Origin of the sequence: Mycolicibacterium pallens (assembly GCF_019456675.1) — a bacterium.
Taxonomy (GTDB): Bacteria; Actinomycetota; Actinomycetes; order Mycobacteriales; family Mycobacteriaceae; genus Mycobacterium; species Mycobacterium crocinum.
The window spans coordinates 1,853,872-1,869,567 of the sequence record NZ_CP080333.1 but is presented as its reverse complement, the minus strand read 5'-3'; the positions used below and the strand labels follow the sequence as shown (position 1 = coordinate 1,869,567).

General features: G+C 67.7%; 11 protein-coding genes, 2 pseudogenes and 1 other annotated feature. Of the genes and pseudogenes, 5 read left to right on the top strand and 8 right to left on the bottom strand.

The features are described from left to right. Positions 1-320 precede the first annotated feature (320 nt). A pseudogene (locus K0O64_RS09170) lies at positions 321-1,584 on the top strand (IS3 family transposase). After that, positions 623-754: a sequence feature (AL1L pseudoknot), on the top strand. (Overlaps the previous pseudogene by 132 nt.) Before the next feature lie 30 nt (positions 1,585-1,614). Here the strand turns inward: K0O64_RS09170 and K0O64_RS29860 are convergent. Both K0O64_RS29860 and K0O64_RS09165 read right to left on the bottom strand, forming a co-directional pair. Continuing rightward, positions 1,615-2,046 (bottom strand): annotated as a pseudogene (locus tag K0O64_RS29860) (homocitrate synthase); the annotation flags it as partial. 165 nt (positions 2,047-2,211) lie between these two features. Beyond that, positions 2,212-2,793 (bottom strand): rhodanese-like domain-containing protein, encoded by a 582-nt coding sequence (locus K0O64_RS09165; RefSeq protein ID WP_096310892.1) that lies wholly within the window; start codon positions 2,791-2,793, stop codon positions 2,212-2,214. A gap of 128 nt (positions 2,794-2,921) precedes the next feature. On the opposite strand from K0O64_RS09165, the gene trxA reads away from it, so the two are divergent. Both trxA and K0O64_RS30420 read left to right on the top strand, forming a co-directional pair. Then, positions 2,922-3,296: a thioredoxin gene (gene trxA / locus K0O64_RS09160; RefSeq protein WP_096310891.1), complete on the top strand. Its 375-nt coding sequence runs from the start codon at positions 2,922-2,924 to the stop codon at positions 3,294-3,296. 24 nt (positions 3,297-3,320) lie between these two features. Then, positions 3,321-3,458, top strand: a complete 138-nt coding sequence (locus tag K0O64_RS30420; RefSeq protein WP_240179598.1) for a DUF8730 family Cys-rich protein — start codon at positions 3,321-3,323, stop codon at positions 3,456-3,458. On the opposite strand, the gene K0O64_RS09155 is transcribed toward K0O64_RS30420, so the two are convergent. The 6 genes from K0O64_RS09155 to K0O64_RS09130 all read right to left on the bottom strand — a co-directional run bounded on the left by K0O64_RS09155 (position 3,455) and on the right by K0O64_RS09130 (position 12,382). Then, positions 3,455-4,519, bottom strand: coding sequence for a phosphotransferase family protein (locus K0O64_RS09155; protein ID WP_096312766.1), 1,065 nt, complete (start codon positions 4,517-4,519; stop codon positions 3,455-3,457). The two genes, K0O64_RS30420 and K0O64_RS09155, sit on opposite strands and share 4 nt — an antisense overlap. A 5-nt stretch (positions 4,520-4,524) precedes the next feature. Next, positions 4,525-6,693 (bottom strand): SpoIIE family protein phosphatase, encoded by a 2,169-nt coding sequence (locus tag K0O64_RS09150; RefSeq protein ID WP_096310890.1) that lies wholly within the window; start codon positions 6,691-6,693, stop codon positions 4,525-4,527. 85 nt (positions 6,694-6,778) lie between these two features. After that, on the bottom strand, positions 6,779-7,786 hold the full coding sequence (locus K0O64_RS09145) for an NAD-dependent epimerase/dehydratase family protein (RefSeq protein ID WP_096312765.1): 1,008 nt from the start codon (positions 7,784-7,786) through the stop codon (positions 6,779-6,781). 166 nt (positions 7,787-7,952) lie between these two features. Continuing rightward, a complete protein-coding gene (locus K0O64_RS09140; RefSeq protein ID WP_164520041.1) occupies positions 7,953-9,311 on the bottom strand; it encodes a neutral zinc metallopeptidase in 1,359 nt (452 codons plus the stop codon). Between the two features lie 80 nt (positions 9,312-9,391). Further along, complete coding sequence (locus K0O64_RS09135; protein ID WP_096310889.1) at positions 9,392-11,557, bottom strand: acyl-CoA dehydrogenase family protein; 2,166 nt, start codon at positions 11,555-11,557, stop codon at positions 9,392-9,394. 66 nt (positions 11,558-11,623) lie between these two features. Beyond that, complete coding sequence (locus K0O64_RS09130) at positions 11,624-12,382, bottom strand: SDR family NAD(P)-dependent oxidoreductase (protein ID WP_096310888.1); 759 nt, start codon at positions 12,380-12,382, stop codon at positions 11,624-11,626. A gap of 162 nt (positions 12,383-12,544) precedes the next feature. Here K0O64_RS09130 and K0O64_RS09125 point away from each other — a divergent pair, with 162 nt between their 5' ends. Together K0O64_RS09125 and K0O64_RS09120 are read left to right on the top strand one after the other, a co-directional pair. Further along, on the top strand, positions 12,545-14,083 hold the full coding sequence (locus K0O64_RS09125; protein WP_096310887.1) for a molybdopterin-dependent oxidoreductase: 1,539 nt from the start codon (positions 12,545-12,547) through the stop codon (positions 14,081-14,083). A gap of 41 nt (positions 14,084-14,124) precedes the next feature. Next, complete coding sequence (locus K0O64_RS09120) at positions 14,125-15,660, top strand: ATP-dependent DNA ligase (protein WP_096310886.1); 1,536 nt, start codon at positions 14,125-14,127, stop codon at positions 15,658-15,660. Positions 15,661-15,696: the final 36 nt, after the last annotated feature.

The following is a 15,696-nucleotide window of genomic DNA, read 5'->3' as shown; positions in this document are numbered from 1 at the left end:
GATTCGTGGGTTCACACCACCAACTGTGCGAAACCAACGCTCGCCAGTTCCCCGCGACACACCCGCGCCATCAGCAGCATCGGTGGTGGACGCTCCCTCAGCGATCAACTCCCAAAACCGACGCTGCACACACAACAACCACAGCTGACCAGCCATCAACACCCCAAACTATGAAGTGTTGCAACCACCCCTTGAACTCAAGTCGCACTTTCCCTGCGAATCGTGAGTTTGGGCGTCAGGAAAGCAGGCGGTTGGCGCAGGCGATGTGAATCGCACTGGAAATCCCGGAGGCTCCTGACCTTGGAAACGAGGATGCAGGTATGCCCACGGAACCGTCATCGGGAAAGAAGCCGACCAGCCGTCGTTACAGCTCTGAGGAGAAGGCCGCGGCGGTGCGCATGGTGCGTACCTTGCGGTCCGAGCTGGGGGCCGAGCAGGGCACGGTGTCGCGTGTTGCTCGCCAGCTGGGGTATGGGGTGGAGTCGGTGCGCTCTTGGGTGCGCCAGGCCGACATCGACGACGGTTATGCTCCGGGGGTGTCCACCGAGGAGTCGGCAAGGGTCAAGCAGCTCGAGCAGGAGAACCGAGAACTCAAGCGCGCCAATGAGATTCTGAAGCGGGCAGCGAGTTTCTTCGGCGCGGAGCTCGACCGCCAACACAAGAAATAGTCGACTTCGTCGATGCTCACCGCGAGGAGTTCGGGGTCGAGCCCATCATCACCGTCCTGCGTAGCGCAGGGGTGACGATGGCTCCGAGCACCTACTACGACACCAAGACGCGGCGGCCGTCGGCGCGGGAGCGTCGCGACACCGAGATGAGGCCAGCCCTGGTGACGCTCTGGGAGGACAACTACCGGGTCTACGGCGTGCGCAAGCTGTGGAAGGCGGCTCGGCGGGCCGGTCACGACGTCGGTCGTGATCAGGTCGGACGGCTGATGCGGGCCTCAGGCATCGAGGGGGTGCGTCGCGGCAAGCGGGTCCGCACCACCAAGCCCGACCCGGCTACACCGCGGCATCCCGATCTGGTGAAGCGTAAGTTCACCGCCTCCGCGCCGAATCAACTCTGGGTGACGGATCTGACATTCGTACCGACGTGGGCCGGGGTGGGGTATGTCTGCTTCATCACCGACGTGTTCAGTCGGATGATCGTGGGGTGGCGGGTCGCGTCGCACATGCGGACCACCATGGTCCTCGATGCGATCGAGATGGCCCGCTGGTCGCGTGGAAACACGTTGTCGGGCTTGCGATGTCACTCCGATGCCGGGTCTCAGTTCACCTCGATTCGGTACGGCGAACGCTTGGCAGAGATCGGCGCAGCACCCTCCATCGGGACCGTCGGTGACAGCTTCGACAACGCTTTGGCCGAGACGGTCAACGGCTACTACAAGTCCGAGCTGATCTACGGGCCGGCCCGCACCGGTCCGTGGAAGACCGTCGAGGACGTCGAGCTGGCCACCCTGGGTTGGGTGCACTGGCACAACAACCGCCGACTCCACGGCTACCTCGGCGACCTACCCCCGCCGAGTTCGAAGCCGCGTTCTATGCTCCGAAACGGACCGCCCAACCCCTGGTCGGAATCCAATAGTTCGAGCCTCCGGCAGAACCAGTGCGATTCAATGACGGCGCGCAGCGCCGACTGGGTGGCGTCCTCGGACCAACCCATCGCCCATTCCCGGCGACACCCGTCACTGCCCTGCACGAACGTCGCGGTGTGCGGCCCGGATGCCAGTTGGTGGAAGCGGGTCATCTCGACGCCGATCCCGCGCTCGTAAAGCATCGCAGTGAGCGCCGCGACCGGCCCGCTGGCGTGCGCGGTCGCGCTCTCGATGCGGTCGCCGATCGCGAGCGTCGCGCAGAATCGGCGCGGTTGCGGGCCGAGCCGGGCGGCACGGTCATCGCATTCCCACGCCCACAGCTGCACGGGGCCGTCGGTGGCGCTGAAGGTGGCGGTGAAGTCGCTCCACGGCATGGCTTCGGCATGTTCACGCAGCTCAACGGGCAACGGAGCGCAGAAACGGGGTAAAGGTTGGGAAATCGTGCTGGTCATGCGAATCGGTCTTTTCGCTCAAAGGAGGCTGACCGACGTCGTAGTTTGCGACCCACAGCGGGGGGTCGGTCTGGATCAGACCCCGCTGCGGGTGGCTACTACGGCAAGCGCACGATGCATGGACGCCAGGCTAGACCTCGGCGGCCCGGCGATGCAACCGAGTTACTACCGCGGTGGCGACGGTACGAGCTGACGCACGATCTCGTCGGCGTCGCACTTCGGTCCCCGGTTGTACGGCAGCCTGGCTAGCATCATGCCCATGAGGCAGGTATTGGTCGCGGCCGCGCCGGCCAGCCCGATCCCCATCACGAAAGCCACCCACTGCGCCCCGGGAACGAACGCTCCGGCCAGGACGCTGAGCGCCACGATGATCCCGGCCAGAAACCGGACCTGCCGTTCCAACTCCCACCGCGGCGTGCCGCGGTTGACGTCGAAACCAGCTGCCTCCCAGGCATTCATCCCACCGTCGAGGATGTGTAGGTTCACCAGTCCGGCTGAACGCAGCGCCTGTTCGGCCTGCACCGCGCGCTGGCCCGAACGGCAGACCAGGACGACATGCTCGTCGAGACGGCCGCGAATTTCGTCGCGATGTTCGCGCAGCAGATCCAATGGCACGTTATAGGCGCCGCCGATGTGGACGGCCTGGAACTCGCCGGGCGTTCTCACGTCGACCACCCGCGGCGGGTTGACGGAACCCAGCTGACCCCGCAGCGCCGCCGCAGTGACCATCATTGGTGACGTTGTCATGTCAGCCTCTCTGTAGTACCCCAGGGGGTATTTCCCTCTACCGGAATATATACCCCATGGGGTATGTTCTTGGCAATGCACGGCCGTCCGACAGGCCGTCTGACCAACGAGACAAAGGAACCCGAACCATGACGACCGTCAATCTCTCGCTCGACGATTTCGAGTCGACGATCACCAACAACACGGTGGTCATCGTCGACTTCTGGGCGGCCTGGTGCGGCCCGTGCCGCGCGTTCGGTCCGGTCTTCGACAAGTCCGCCCAAGCGCACCCCGACGTCGTTCACGCCAAGGTCGACACGCAGGCCGAGCAGGAATTGGCCGCCGCCCTGCAGATTCAATCGATTCCGACAGTCATGGCTTTTCGGGAGGGGGTCCTCGTCTACAGCCAGCCCGGGGCAATGCCGCCGCAAGCCCTCGAGGAATTGATCACCAAGGTCAAGGCGCTCGACATGGCCAAGGTTCGTGCGACGATTGCCGCCCGTAGGACCAAGGCCGACGCTTAATCTGCCGACCAGAAGGAGTTGGATATGTGTTACCCCGTTGAATGTCCGAACTGCCACAAGACCACCTGGGCGGGTTGTGGCGAGCACGTCGACCAGGTCATGCGTGACGTACCGCCCACCCAGCAGTGCACCTGCGGACAGGGCGGTCAGCCCGGCCGTTAGACGAAGGGGTTCTCCCCCGCCGCGACCCGCACGCCGAGGCCGATCAGCCGGCTCGCCGAATCATGTAGGCGCTCACCGGCTTCGCGATGCGCCTGCCCGGCCAGATACCGCGAGTATGTCCCCTCGATGACGATCGCCAGTTTGAAGCACGCCATCGCGATGTACCAGTCCAGATGGTGGGTGGGCCGGCCGCCGGCGTCGGCGTAGGCGGTGACAAGTTCGGTGCGCGACGGCAGCCCACCCAGTGCGGCCAGCTCCCGGCCAGCGTTGATCGGGTCGGGATCATCGGGCCAGCAGACCAAAATCCACCCGAGGTCGAGCAGCGGATCGCCGATGGTGCACATCTCCCAGTCCACGAACGCCGCGACCTCGGGCACATCGCGACGCAGCAGAACGTTGTTGAGATGCGCGTCGCCGTGCATGATGCCCGGCTCACCGTCGGGCGGCCGGTGCTCATCGAGCCAGTCCGCCAGCCGCCGTACCTCGAGCGCCTCCGGCTGATAACTGTCGTGCCGATAACTGTCGAGCAACTTGAGGAAGTTCGGAACCTGGCGCGCCAGAAAGGATCCCGGCCGGTGCAGCTGCTGCAGTGGGCGGCCCTGCCACGGCGCTGCGCTCAGGCGAGCGAGGTCGGCCGCGTAGTTGAGGCCGACCTGGTGCCGCAGCCGCGGATCGGCGACGTACGCCGACGCCACCTCGGTCGCCGGGTTGAACCCGTCGACATCCTCCATCACATAGAAGACGACACCCAGCACGTCGAGGTCGTCGCAGCCGGCCACGAATTCGGGATGCGGTACCGCGCTGCCGGCCAATGTCTGCAGCACCGCGATCTCGCGCTGCATGGTGCGGTTGCTGTTGGGCCGCGGATGCGGCGGCGGCCGGCGCAGTACGAGCGGACGGCCGTCGACGCGCAGTCGCACCACCACGTTCTGGGTGCCGCCCGCCAGTGGTTCGACATCGCTGACGCCCGAGCCGATGCCCTGCCCGCGCACCCAGGCGCTCAGCGCAGCCACCGCCGTGGTGTCAAGCGTTCCGGGAACTTCGGCGGCCCGGTCGTCGATGTTCGTCACGAGAGAGTAGTTCCCTGGGAGTCGTTGTCCCCCAAGCTGGTTCCGAACCGCACCGCGACCACGCAGACATCGTCGTTACGCGGAGGCGGCGCCACCGTCTGGGTGAGTTCCCGGCAGGCCGACGGCAGCGCCTCGTCACCGCTCCAGTCCGCGACGTACTGCTCCACGCGCTGCATTCCGGATTCGATGTCCTGACCACGCCGCTCGATGAGCCCATCGGTGTACATGACGAAAATGTCCCCTTCGACGACCTCGACATTGCCTTCGCTGTAGGAGGCGCGCGCGATCGGGCCAAGCACCGGGCCGTGCGCCCCGGACAGCCGGATGACCGTGCCGGTCGACGCGCGCCGCAGCAGCGGCGGCGGATGACCGGCCGAGGCGTAGCTCAAGGTGGACGACGCCGGATCCAGCACTGCCACACCCATTGTCGCGAACTTGCCGTTGCTGGCGTGGCGGGTGAACGCGTTGAGCGCCACCAGCAATTGGGCCGGGGGCAGACCCTGCAGGGCCAGTGCTCGCCCCGCGCTGCGCAGTTGCGCCATGTCCTCCACGGCGGGAAGGCCGTGGCCCACCACGTCGCCGACCGCGAGATATGTTCGGCCATGCGGCAATTCGAGCGCGTCGTACCAGTCACCGCCGAGACCTTGCACCAGATCGGCGGGTTCGTAGCTCACCCCGACTTCCACCCCGTCGATCGGGGCCGGGCTGGTCGGCAGCACCGCAGCCTGCAAGACCGCTGCGCGAGCGTGTTCGTCGGCGTAGATCCGCGCGCGCACGAGTGCCTGCGCAATCATGGTGGCCACCGCGGAGGTGTAGGCGAGTTGCGCGGTGTCCAGCGGCTGGGTGTCGGCCCACGCCAACACCAGTGCGCCAATGGCTTTGCCGCCCGCCGTCAACGGCCAACTCACCACAGCCGCGCCGCCGCTGGCGACCATCCACTTGGCATTGGCCGGGTAGCGCCGGCGATACTCGGCGACCGTTCGGATGATCACCGGCTGCCCCGTGCGGACCGCGTCGGTGGCCGCGGTCGGCTCGCCCAGCGCCACACTGTCGTGGAACTGGTAGGCCGCAAAGTCGGGGTAACCGCCCATCGCCAGCCAATCGAGAGCGGTGCCGTCGTCGTTGAGGAGCGCCACCGCGAGTGCCTGTGCGCCCGCCTCGTTGATCACTTGTGAGAGAACGGCGTCACCGATCTGGTTCTGCGTCAGCGCACCGGAGAGCATCTGGCCGAGGTTGGCCAGCGTCTCCAGGCGCTCTCGCTCGCGTCGTTCGGCCTGGCGTTGCTGGACCGCGGTGACCCGGCCCGCGGCCTCCTGGGCGGTCAGCATCGCGACCAGGACGACGACGGCGATGAATGCCTGGGCGATGGCCAGCTGACCAGGGCGGTGCAGGTCGAGGTTCTCGAACGTCGTGTATCCGGCGTTGGCCATGCCGTTGGCGGTGAAGGTCAGCGCCCCGCCACACAGCGCCGCCCCGAGCATGTCGAGCCGCAACGCCGCCCAGGCCATCACGGGCAGCAGGAACAATGCGGGCGGAAGCTCGAGCCGGAACGACACCACCGTCAGAACCGCCATCCCGGTCAGGACGGCCATCGTCTCCAGCATCCGCGACCGCAGGATGTGGGACTGTAACGGCCACAACAGGATCGGCGCGCCGATCAGCAGGACGCCGACGGCGTCACCGGCCCACCAGTGCACTATCGCCATCGGCCAGTCGACTTGGTCGCGCAGCGCAGTGGTCACCCCGCCGATCACACCGCCGACGAGGGGGCCCAGCATCATGGCTCCGGCCACGAACCGGGCCAGGTCCTCGCGTTTACGGAGGTCCGGCGGCCCCTTGCACCAGGCCAGTACCAACGAGGCGCCGACAAGTGGCTCCACCGAGTTGGCCACCGCGAACCCCACCGACGTCTGCCAACCGGCGCCGTAGCGAAGGTCGACGGCAAGCTCCGCGATGACGATCGCGGCCACGATCACCGGCCACATGGTCCGCTTGGTCAGCAGCATGGCCGCGACCGTCACGCCGGCCGCCGGGAAGAACGCGGGCCCGATCCCGCCTCCGAAAGTCTGCCAGGACAACACCGAACCGGCGAGGTAGGGCAATGCGACCCAGCCGAACAAGCCGGCGCCGAATCCGATCCGGTCGCGCACTCTCGAAGCGATCATGCGGCCCCGTCACGTGATCCGTGGATCAGCCGGGCCGCACGCACGTCACGAGCGTAGTCACCCGTCGGCAAACCCGAGCGCTTTCTCAGCGACCCTGACGCTCGCGTCGACGGCGATCGAAGAACTCGACCGCCTCCCGGATCGACTCGTGGACGTCGCGCGGCTGCCAGCCCAGTTCGCGGACCGCCTTGCTGTGGTCCATCGGCGCCATGATGCCCATCAGCCGTACGGTCGTGGGATTCAACGGCAGGTCACGACGGGTTAGCGCGGCGGCGACCCCGCCGAGGACCCCGACCGCCTTCATCACCGGCTTGGGAATGCCCCACCGTGGCGCCGGCCGACCGGCGGCGCGCGCCGCCGTCTCGTATAGCTCCCGGTAGGGCAGATAACGCTCGGAGATGATGTAGCGCTCCCCCACCCGGCCGTGGTCGGCGGCCAGCAGCAGCGCGCGGGCGGCGTCGGTGATGCCGACGACCTCGGTTGCCATTCCGTCCATGTAGAAGGGCAACTTGCCGGCAGCGGCGGCGGCCACCAGCGACCCGTGCGGGGTGGGCTGCCAGTCTCCGGCGCCGTAGGTGTTGGACACGCACAGCGCGACGGCGGGCAGCGCCTTGTCGCGGCAGTAGTCCAGCACCAGCTTCTCGGCCGCGACGCGTGAGCCGATGTAACCGCCGGCCTTGCTGCCCCAGTTGAACGGGGTGTCCTCGTTGACGACTCCGCCGTCCCCCAGCCCGATGGTGCCGATCGTGCTGGTGAACACGAACTTTCGTAGATCGGCATTCACCGCGGCGTCGAGGACATGACGCAGCCCCTCGACGTTGGTGCGGTACAAGGGTGCGGGGTCGCGCAGGTTGGCCCGGGTGTCGACGACGCAGTAGTAGACGACGTCGCAGCCGTCCATCGCTTCCTTCAGCGCTGTGTCGTCGAAGATGTCGCCGTAGAAACGCTGCACGGGCAGGTCGTCGATGCCGCGGGTCGAGCTGCTGCGGCGCAGCATCACCCGGACGTTGTCGCCGCGGTCGACCAGCTGCCGCGTCACATGCGAGCCGAGGAAACCGCTCGCACCCAGAACCAGTTTGTCGGTGCCCGCCACGATCACCGAGCTTGCCCGATGACCGGCGCGCACGACAAGATCGCGGATCTGTTCACTGAGACATGCCGACTCAGCGTCGACGGCCAACGGCGCGAGATCGACGCCATGGTCGTGAATGAGGCGGAACCACGACCATGAGGTAGATCTCGGCTGTTGGCTGGACCGCTCAGTCCTTCAGGCAGGCACCCGCGCCGTCGAGTACGCCGGTGCGGAAGTGCCGGATCCGTTCGAAGCCGGCGCCCTGACGTTCGACATCGCCATCGCCGCGGAACACCAGAAGCGCGGTGATGGCCTCATCGAGGTCGCCAGGCGAGATCCCGAAACTGCTGGTGTCCTTCCGATTCTGCAGCAGCACGCTGGCGGTGTAGGCCCCCGCAAAGCAGTCGCCGCGCAGCGACTGGGTCTTGTCGTCGGACTTGTCGTTGGCCCGGGTCATCGCAGCCAGTCCGAACTGCGTCGCGATCAATGTCGCGACCGCGTAGTCGTGGCCCTTGTTGTACACGGCGCGCATCGACTCGTTGTCCCAGCCGATGTAATCGTCTGGGACGCAATAGAACAGCGCATAGCCCTCGGCGCGGGTGTTGCCACACATCGGCGGGTTGGACGGGTCGAACGGCTCCAGGCCCTTCACCGGCACCCACGCCTCACCGTCGGTGAGTTCGGGATAGACGTGCGCCCAGTAGTCCTCGATGTCGTAGGGCACGTCGTTGACAATCGAGTCGTACGACAGTTCACCGCCGGAGGCCTCGTCCTCAGCGGTCTGGAAGGGCAGCTCGAGAACCACAGGGTCGTCGTCGCGGTACGCCTTGCAGGCGGTGGGGCCGTTGTCGAAGCCGTCCTGGAAGGCGCTGACCCGGTCGAAGCCGCTACCGTGCGCCGATGGGTCGATCTTGCTGCTACCCGGAGAGTCGCGCAGTTCCAAGATGCCGGCGAGGGCATTGTCCATGTCGGCGGCGTTGACCTTGTAGACGCCCGCGTCCTTGGCGTGCTTGGCCCAGCCGCCGGCGAAGCAGTCGGCCTGCAATTCCTTGGTGACCGTGCGCGCGGTGAAATTGGACCGGTCCTGAATGGCGTGTCCCCACTCGTGGGCCAGCACGATCGGGATGACGAAATCGCCGAATCTGGACTGCAAGTCGGGCAGCAGGTTCTCGGAGTCCCACGCCACCACGTCTTTGGACGGGCAATAGAACGCATTGCCGCGGATTTCGTCGGCGTCTGACACACACGGCGGGAGTTTCATCGACGACGGGACCACCGCGTAGAAGCCGCCCGACACCGGCTTGTAGTCGCTGCCGTAGAGCTTCGGGTATTCCTCGGCCCAGTACTTCTGCAGGTCGGCGATCGCCGAGATCGCGAGCTTGTTCACCGACGCGGACGCATCGCCGGTGATCTTGATGTCGTCCGGCACGGTCCCCGCGACCTGCGACCCTTGAGCGAGGTTCTGGGGTTTGTCGGACTTGGGCGCTCCCCCGCACGCAGCCAGGACGACGGCGAGCATGGCCAGTGCCAGACCTCTGATTCGCATGCACGAACATTAGCCATCACCGGAGCTTCCTGCGGTGAATAGCTCAAAAACGGTTTGCCAACGGCGAACCGTCGCGTCAATTACTTGATCAGCGGGTCACGCGGCATACCGAGGATGCGCTCAGCGATCTGGTTGCGGGTGATCTCCGATGTGCCGCCGGCGATGGACAGCGCGCGGGACCCCAGCGCGGTGCGGCCCGCCATCTCACCCTCGCCACCGTCCAGTGCGGCATCCGGACCGACGAGCGCCGCGGCGATGGTGCCCTGCTCCTGAAACTGTTCGGCCAGAATCAGTTTGGTGATGTTGCCTTCCGGCCCGGGTCCGGCACCTTCCAGCGCGCGAACCACCCGGCGCAGGTTCAGCAGACGCAGCGCCTGATCCCTGGCCAGGAACCGACCGACCCACTGGACGGCGCCGGCGACCCGGTCACCGTGGGCCTTGGTCAGCGACACCAGCCAGGCCGCGGCCGGCGCGATCGTGCCCGCGCCGCCGCCGATGCTGACCCGCTCATTACCGAGGGTGGCCCGCGCGACGGTCCAGCCGGCGTTGGGCTCGCCGACCACATCTTCGTCGGGCACGAACACGTCGTTGAAGAACACTTCGTTGAAGTCGGCGCCACCGGTGATCTGGCGCAGCGGCCGCACCTCGACGCCCGGCGCCTCCATGTCGAGGATCACCGTCGTGATGCCGGCGTGCTTGGGGACCTCGAAGTCGGTGCGGACGGTGGCCAGGCCGCGCTTGCAGTAGTGCGCCCCGCTGGTCCACACCTTCTGCCCGGTGATTTTCCAGCCGCCGTCGACCCGCGTGGCGCGGGTCTTGACCGCCGCGGCATCCGAGCCCGCCGACGGCTCGGAGAACAGCTGGCACCAGATCTCGTCTTTGCGCAGCGCCTTCTCGACGAACCGCTCGATCTGCGAGGGGGTTCCGTGCTGAATCAGCGTCAGGATCACCCAGCCGGTGATGCCGTAGTCCGGCCGCTTGATGCCGGCGGCGGCGAACTCCTCCTCGATCAGCAGCTGTTCGACGGCACCGGCGGCGCGACCCCAGGGCTTGGGCCAGTGCGGCATGACGTACCCGCTGGCGATCAGCTCGTCGAGTTGCGCCTTCTCGTCGAGCTTGGCGAGTTCGGCTGCGTCGGAACGGATTTGGGTGCGCAGCTCGTCAGCTTCAGCTGGCAGGTCCAGACTGTTGGCCCGGCTGACGCCCGACTGGGTCAGGGTGAACACATCGGTCACCGGGCCGTCTCCGCCGAGTAGCGCCTGCACGGTCAGTGCGCGTCGCAGATGCAGATGCGCGTCGTGCTCCCAGGTGAAGCCGATGCCGCCGTGCACCTGAATGTTCAACTCCGCGTTGCGAACATAGGCCGGGAAGGCCAGCGCCGCCGCGGCAGCGGCCACCAGTTCGAACTGCTTGTGATCGTCGGTGAAAGCGCGGGCGGCGTCCCAGGCGGCGGCAACCGCGGACTCCGAGCCGACGATCATGTCCGCGCAGTGATGCTTGATCGCCTGGAACGTCGCGATGGTGCGGCCGAATTGCTCACGCACCTTGGCATATTCGACGGCGGTGTCCACACAGTCCGAGGCCCCGCCCGCGGCCTCGGCGGCGAACAGCGTCCGGGCCAAGGCCAGCGCGGTGGTGCGCGCCCCGGCCAGCACGTTGCCGGCCACCGAGACGTTGCGCAGCGAGACCCGCCCGGAGCGCCGGGCCCGGTCGAGGCTGCCCGGCAGGTCGACCGAGACCCCGTCGGCGCCGCGCTCAACCAGCAGCACGTCATCACCGGCGGTGACCACCAACAGATCAGCCAACCCGGCGCCGAGGACCACACCGGCATCGCCACTCGCAGTTTCACCGGAGAGCGTGACATCGCCGCCGAATCCGATTGCCGCAGTGACTGATCCGTCGACCAACCCCGGCAGCAGACGCGCCTTCTGCTCGTCGCTGCCGACCGCCGACACCAACGCCGATGCGACGACGGTCGGCACGAACGGGCCCGGCGCCACCGCGCGGCCGAGCTCGTCGACGACGACCACCAGTTCCGGCAGGCCGAAACCCGAACCGCCGTACTGCTCGTCGACGTGCAGGCCGAGCCAGCCCAAGCCGGCCAGCTCGGTCCAGAACGGCGGACGCGCCTCCTCGGCGTCGTCGGCGAGCAGGGCGCGCGCCGCCGCTCTGGCCTTCTGCGTGGTCAGGAACGAGCGCGCCACCTCGCTGAGTTCACGGTGGTCGTCGGTCAGTGCGATACCCATCGGATCCTCCTCGAGGCGGCGGTGCCTGGTCCCCTAATGCCTTACCACGCCGTGCGTGATCGGCTATTACTTGGGGGCGAAGCGCTGCCCGGCGTCCAGCCGGATGCACTGGCCGTTGAGCATCGGGTTTTCGACGATCGCGGAGACCAGCATGGCGAATTCCTCGGGCCGGCCCAGCCGCTTCGGGAAGGCGGCGTCCTTGGTCAGCGCTTTGGCGAACTCGTCGGGGATGCCCTTGGTCAGACCGGTGGCGAACAGGCTCGGCGCGATGGCCAGCGCGCGGATGCCGACCGGGCCGAGGTCGCGGGCCATGGTCAGGCACATGCCTGCGATGCCGGCCTTGGCGGCGGTGTAGGCGACCTGGCCGATCTGGCCTTCGAACGCGGCGATCGAGGCGGTGTTGATGATGACGCCGCGCTCCTCGTCCTCGGGCTCGTTGTTGGCCATGTGCGCGGCCGCGAGGCGGCTGATGTTGAAGCTCGCGATCAGGTTCAGGTTGATCGTGCTCTGGAAGGTCTCGAGGGCGTGCGGGCCGTTCTTGCCGAACGTCTTCTCCGCGACGCCACCGCCGGCGGTGGTGAGCACGACGTGCAGACCGCCCAGCTCGTCGACTGCCTGCTGCAGGACCTTCTCGGTGCCCGCGAAGTCGGTGACGTCAACTGGGATGAAGGGGCCGCCGACACCGGACGCGACCTCGGGGCCGTCGGTGCCTTCGCGGTCGAGGATCGCCACCTTGGCGCCCTGCGAGGCCAGCCGCTCAGCGCTCGCCCGCCCGAAGCCCGATGCGCCACCGATGACGACGACCTTCTTGCCCGAGATCTCCATCCGATACTCCTGTCAGTTGATGCCGACACGGTTCCCGTGCGGCTTACAGTTCGCTGTTCCAGTCGCGGGGACACCCCGGTGGCGCCCAAGCCGGTACGCACGTTACCGCTCGTCATGAAACGGTCACGACCAAGGGTCCCTACCCAGCGGTAGGTTGGCCGCATGGCCCAAACCACGACCGGTCTGCGGATGGGCGCGGGGGTGGCCGCCGCCGCCGTCGCCCTCGGCGTGGTCCAACTGACCGCCGCGTTCTTCTCGCCGGCCGCCGACGCCCGCACCGCCGTGGGCACCGCGGTCATCAACGCGACGCCCGGACCGGTGAAGGAATGGGCGATCCAGACCTTCGGCACCGCCGACAAACTGTTCCTCTCGGTGGCGGTGATCGCGGTGGTCGCCGTGCTCGCGGCCACCGCCGCGATCTGGGAGCGGTCCCGCATCCCGGTCGGCACCATCGCTTTCCTGCTCGCCGCCATCGCCGGCAGCGTCGCGGTGCTGGCGCGTCCGGGAGCCCGACCCGTCGACATCATCCCCACCCTGCTCGGCGCGGTCTGCGGGATTGTGGTGCTGCGCCTGCTCACCTCCGGCCGGATCGCGGAGGGTCGAGCCACCCCCGCCACCGACGCCGCCGGAGTGGATCCGGGACGCCGGCTTTCACTGGCGACGCTGGGGTTCGTCGCCCTCGGGGTCCTCGGCGGTGTCGCGGGCACGGTGATCAGCCGGCGGCTCCACAGTGTGTCCGGCGATCGGGACAGCTTCGCCCTGCCGTCGGCGGCGCCGCCGTCACCGGTTCCCTCCAACGTCACGCCGGCCGGCGTCCAGCTGCCCAGCTTCATCACGCCCAACGGCGACTTCTACCGCATCGACACCGCCTTGAGCGTCCCGCAGCTCTCGCGCGCCGACTTCCGGTTGCGCATCCACGGGATGGTCGACCGTGAACTCACCTACACCTTCGACGACCTCAAGAAGTTCGAGCCGATCGAGAAGGTCGTGACGCTGACCTGCGTGTCGAATCCCGTCGGCGGTGACCTCATCTCGAACGCCACCTGGACCGGATACCGGGTCCGAGACTTGTTGCGCGACGCCGGAATCCACTCAGACGCGGACATGGTGCTCTCGACATCGGTCGACGGGTTCACCGCGGGTACTCCGGTGGAGGCGCTGACCGACGGCCGCGACGCCATGCTCGCGATCGGGATGAACGGCGTACCGCTGCCGGTCGAGCACGGCTATCCCGCCCGGCTGGTGGTGCCCGGCTTGTACGGCTACGTGTCGGCCACCAAGTGGGTGGTGGATCTGGAGCTGACCCGCTTCGACAAGGTGCAGGCCTACTGGAGCAAGCTCGGGTGGTCCGAGCGCGGCCCGATCAAGACCGAGTCGCGCATCGACGTGCCACGAGACGGTCAGAAGGTCGGCAAGGGGCCGGCCGCGTTCGGCGGGGTGGCGTGGGCGCAGAACCGGGGTGTGAAGGCCGTCGAAGTTCGGATCGACGACGGACCGTGGCAGCCCGCGCAGCTCGGTGCCGCCTACTCAAATGACACGTGGCGGCTGTGGAGCTTTCCGTGGACGGCCACCCAGACCGGCACCCACTCGATCACCGTTCGCGCCACCGACAACACCGGCGCGGTGCAGACCGAGGACCAGGCGCCGCCTGCGCCGGACGGCGCGACCGGCTGGCACTCGGTGTCCTTCGAGGTCGTCTGACGCACATCGGGTTTGTCGGGGTGTCGTGCCAACCTGGAGACATGTTGCTTGGCGATGTTGCGGCGGCCTCGGCGGATGTGTCGGCGACGTCGTCGCGCCTGGCCAAGGTGGCGCGGATCGCCGAGCTGTTGACGGGCGCCGGTGATCCGCGCGTCGTGCAGGTGGTGGTGTCGTGGCTGTCGGGGGAACTGCCGCAGCGCCAGATCGGGGTCGGCTGGGCGGCACTGCGCTCACTGCCCGCGCCGGCCGACGAGTCGTCGCTGACGGTGTCGGAAGTCGATGCGACATTCACCGAGATCGGCGCGGTCGCCGGCAAGGGATCCCAAGCGCGGCGGTCCGAGTTGCTCGGTGGTCTGTTCGGTGCGGCCACCGACACCGAGCAGGTGTTCCTGCGCCGGCTGCTCGGGGGCGAGTTGCGCCAGGGCGCCCTCGCCGGGGTGATGGCCGACGCCGTTGCCAAGGCGGCTGGGCTGCCCGCCGCGACCGTCCGCCGCGCCGCCATGCTCGGTGGTGACCTTCCTGCGGTGGCGGCCTCGGCGCTGACTGGCGGAGCCGAAGCGCTGGACGAATTCACCCTGAGAGTCGGTCGACCCGTCGGCCCGATGCTGGCCCAGACCGCCACCGGCGTAGCCGACGCGCTCGAACGCCTCAGCGGGGACGCCATTTTCGAGGCCAAGCTCGACGGCGCCCGCGTGCAGATTCACCGCTCAGGTGACGACGTCACGGTCTACACCCGCAGCCTCGACGACGTGACCGCCCGGCTGCCCGAGGTGGTGGATGCGGCGTTGGCGCTGCCGGTGACCACCTTGATCGCCGACGGCGAGGCCATCGCCCTGCGCTCCGACAACCGCCCGCACCGCTTCCAGGTCACCGCGTCCCGATTCGGGAGAAGCGTCGACGTCGCCGCCGCCCGCGCGGCGCAACCGCTTTCGGTGTTCTTCTTCGACATCCTGCATCTCGATGGCGTGGACCTGCTCGACGAACCGACGCATGCCCGGCTCGCCGCACTCGACCAGATCGTGCCCGCCGAGCAGCGTGTCGACCGGCTCGCCACCACCAATTCTGTTGCAGCCCAGGAGTTTCTGGACGCGACGTTGGCGGCCGGCCACGAAGGGGTGATGGCCAAGTCACCGTCCTCCCCCTACGAGGCCGGTCGCCGCGGTGCGGGCTGGCTGAAGGTCAAACCGGTGCACACGTTGGACCTGGTGGTGCTCGCCGTGGAGTGGGGGTCGGGGCGGCGCACCGGCAAGCTGTCCAACATCCATCTGGGCGCACGCGACCCGCACAGCGGCGCCTTCGTGATGCTGGGCAAGACCTTCAAGGGCATGACCGATGCCATGTTGGAGTGGCAGACCGAGCGGTTCAGTGAACTCGCCACGGGGCCGCTCGACAACTATGTGGTTCCGGTGCGTCCCGAACAGGTCGTCGAGATCGCGTTCGACGGTGTGCAGGGGTCGAGCCGGTATCCCGCCGGGATGGCGCTGCGCTTTGCCAGGGTGCTGCGCTACCGCGACGACAAGAGCCCAGCCGAAGCCGACACCGTCGATACGGTGCGCAGCTTCTACGAGCGCGACTGAAAAGCTCAGCGAGCCTGTAGGTATCGCGCCGGTTAC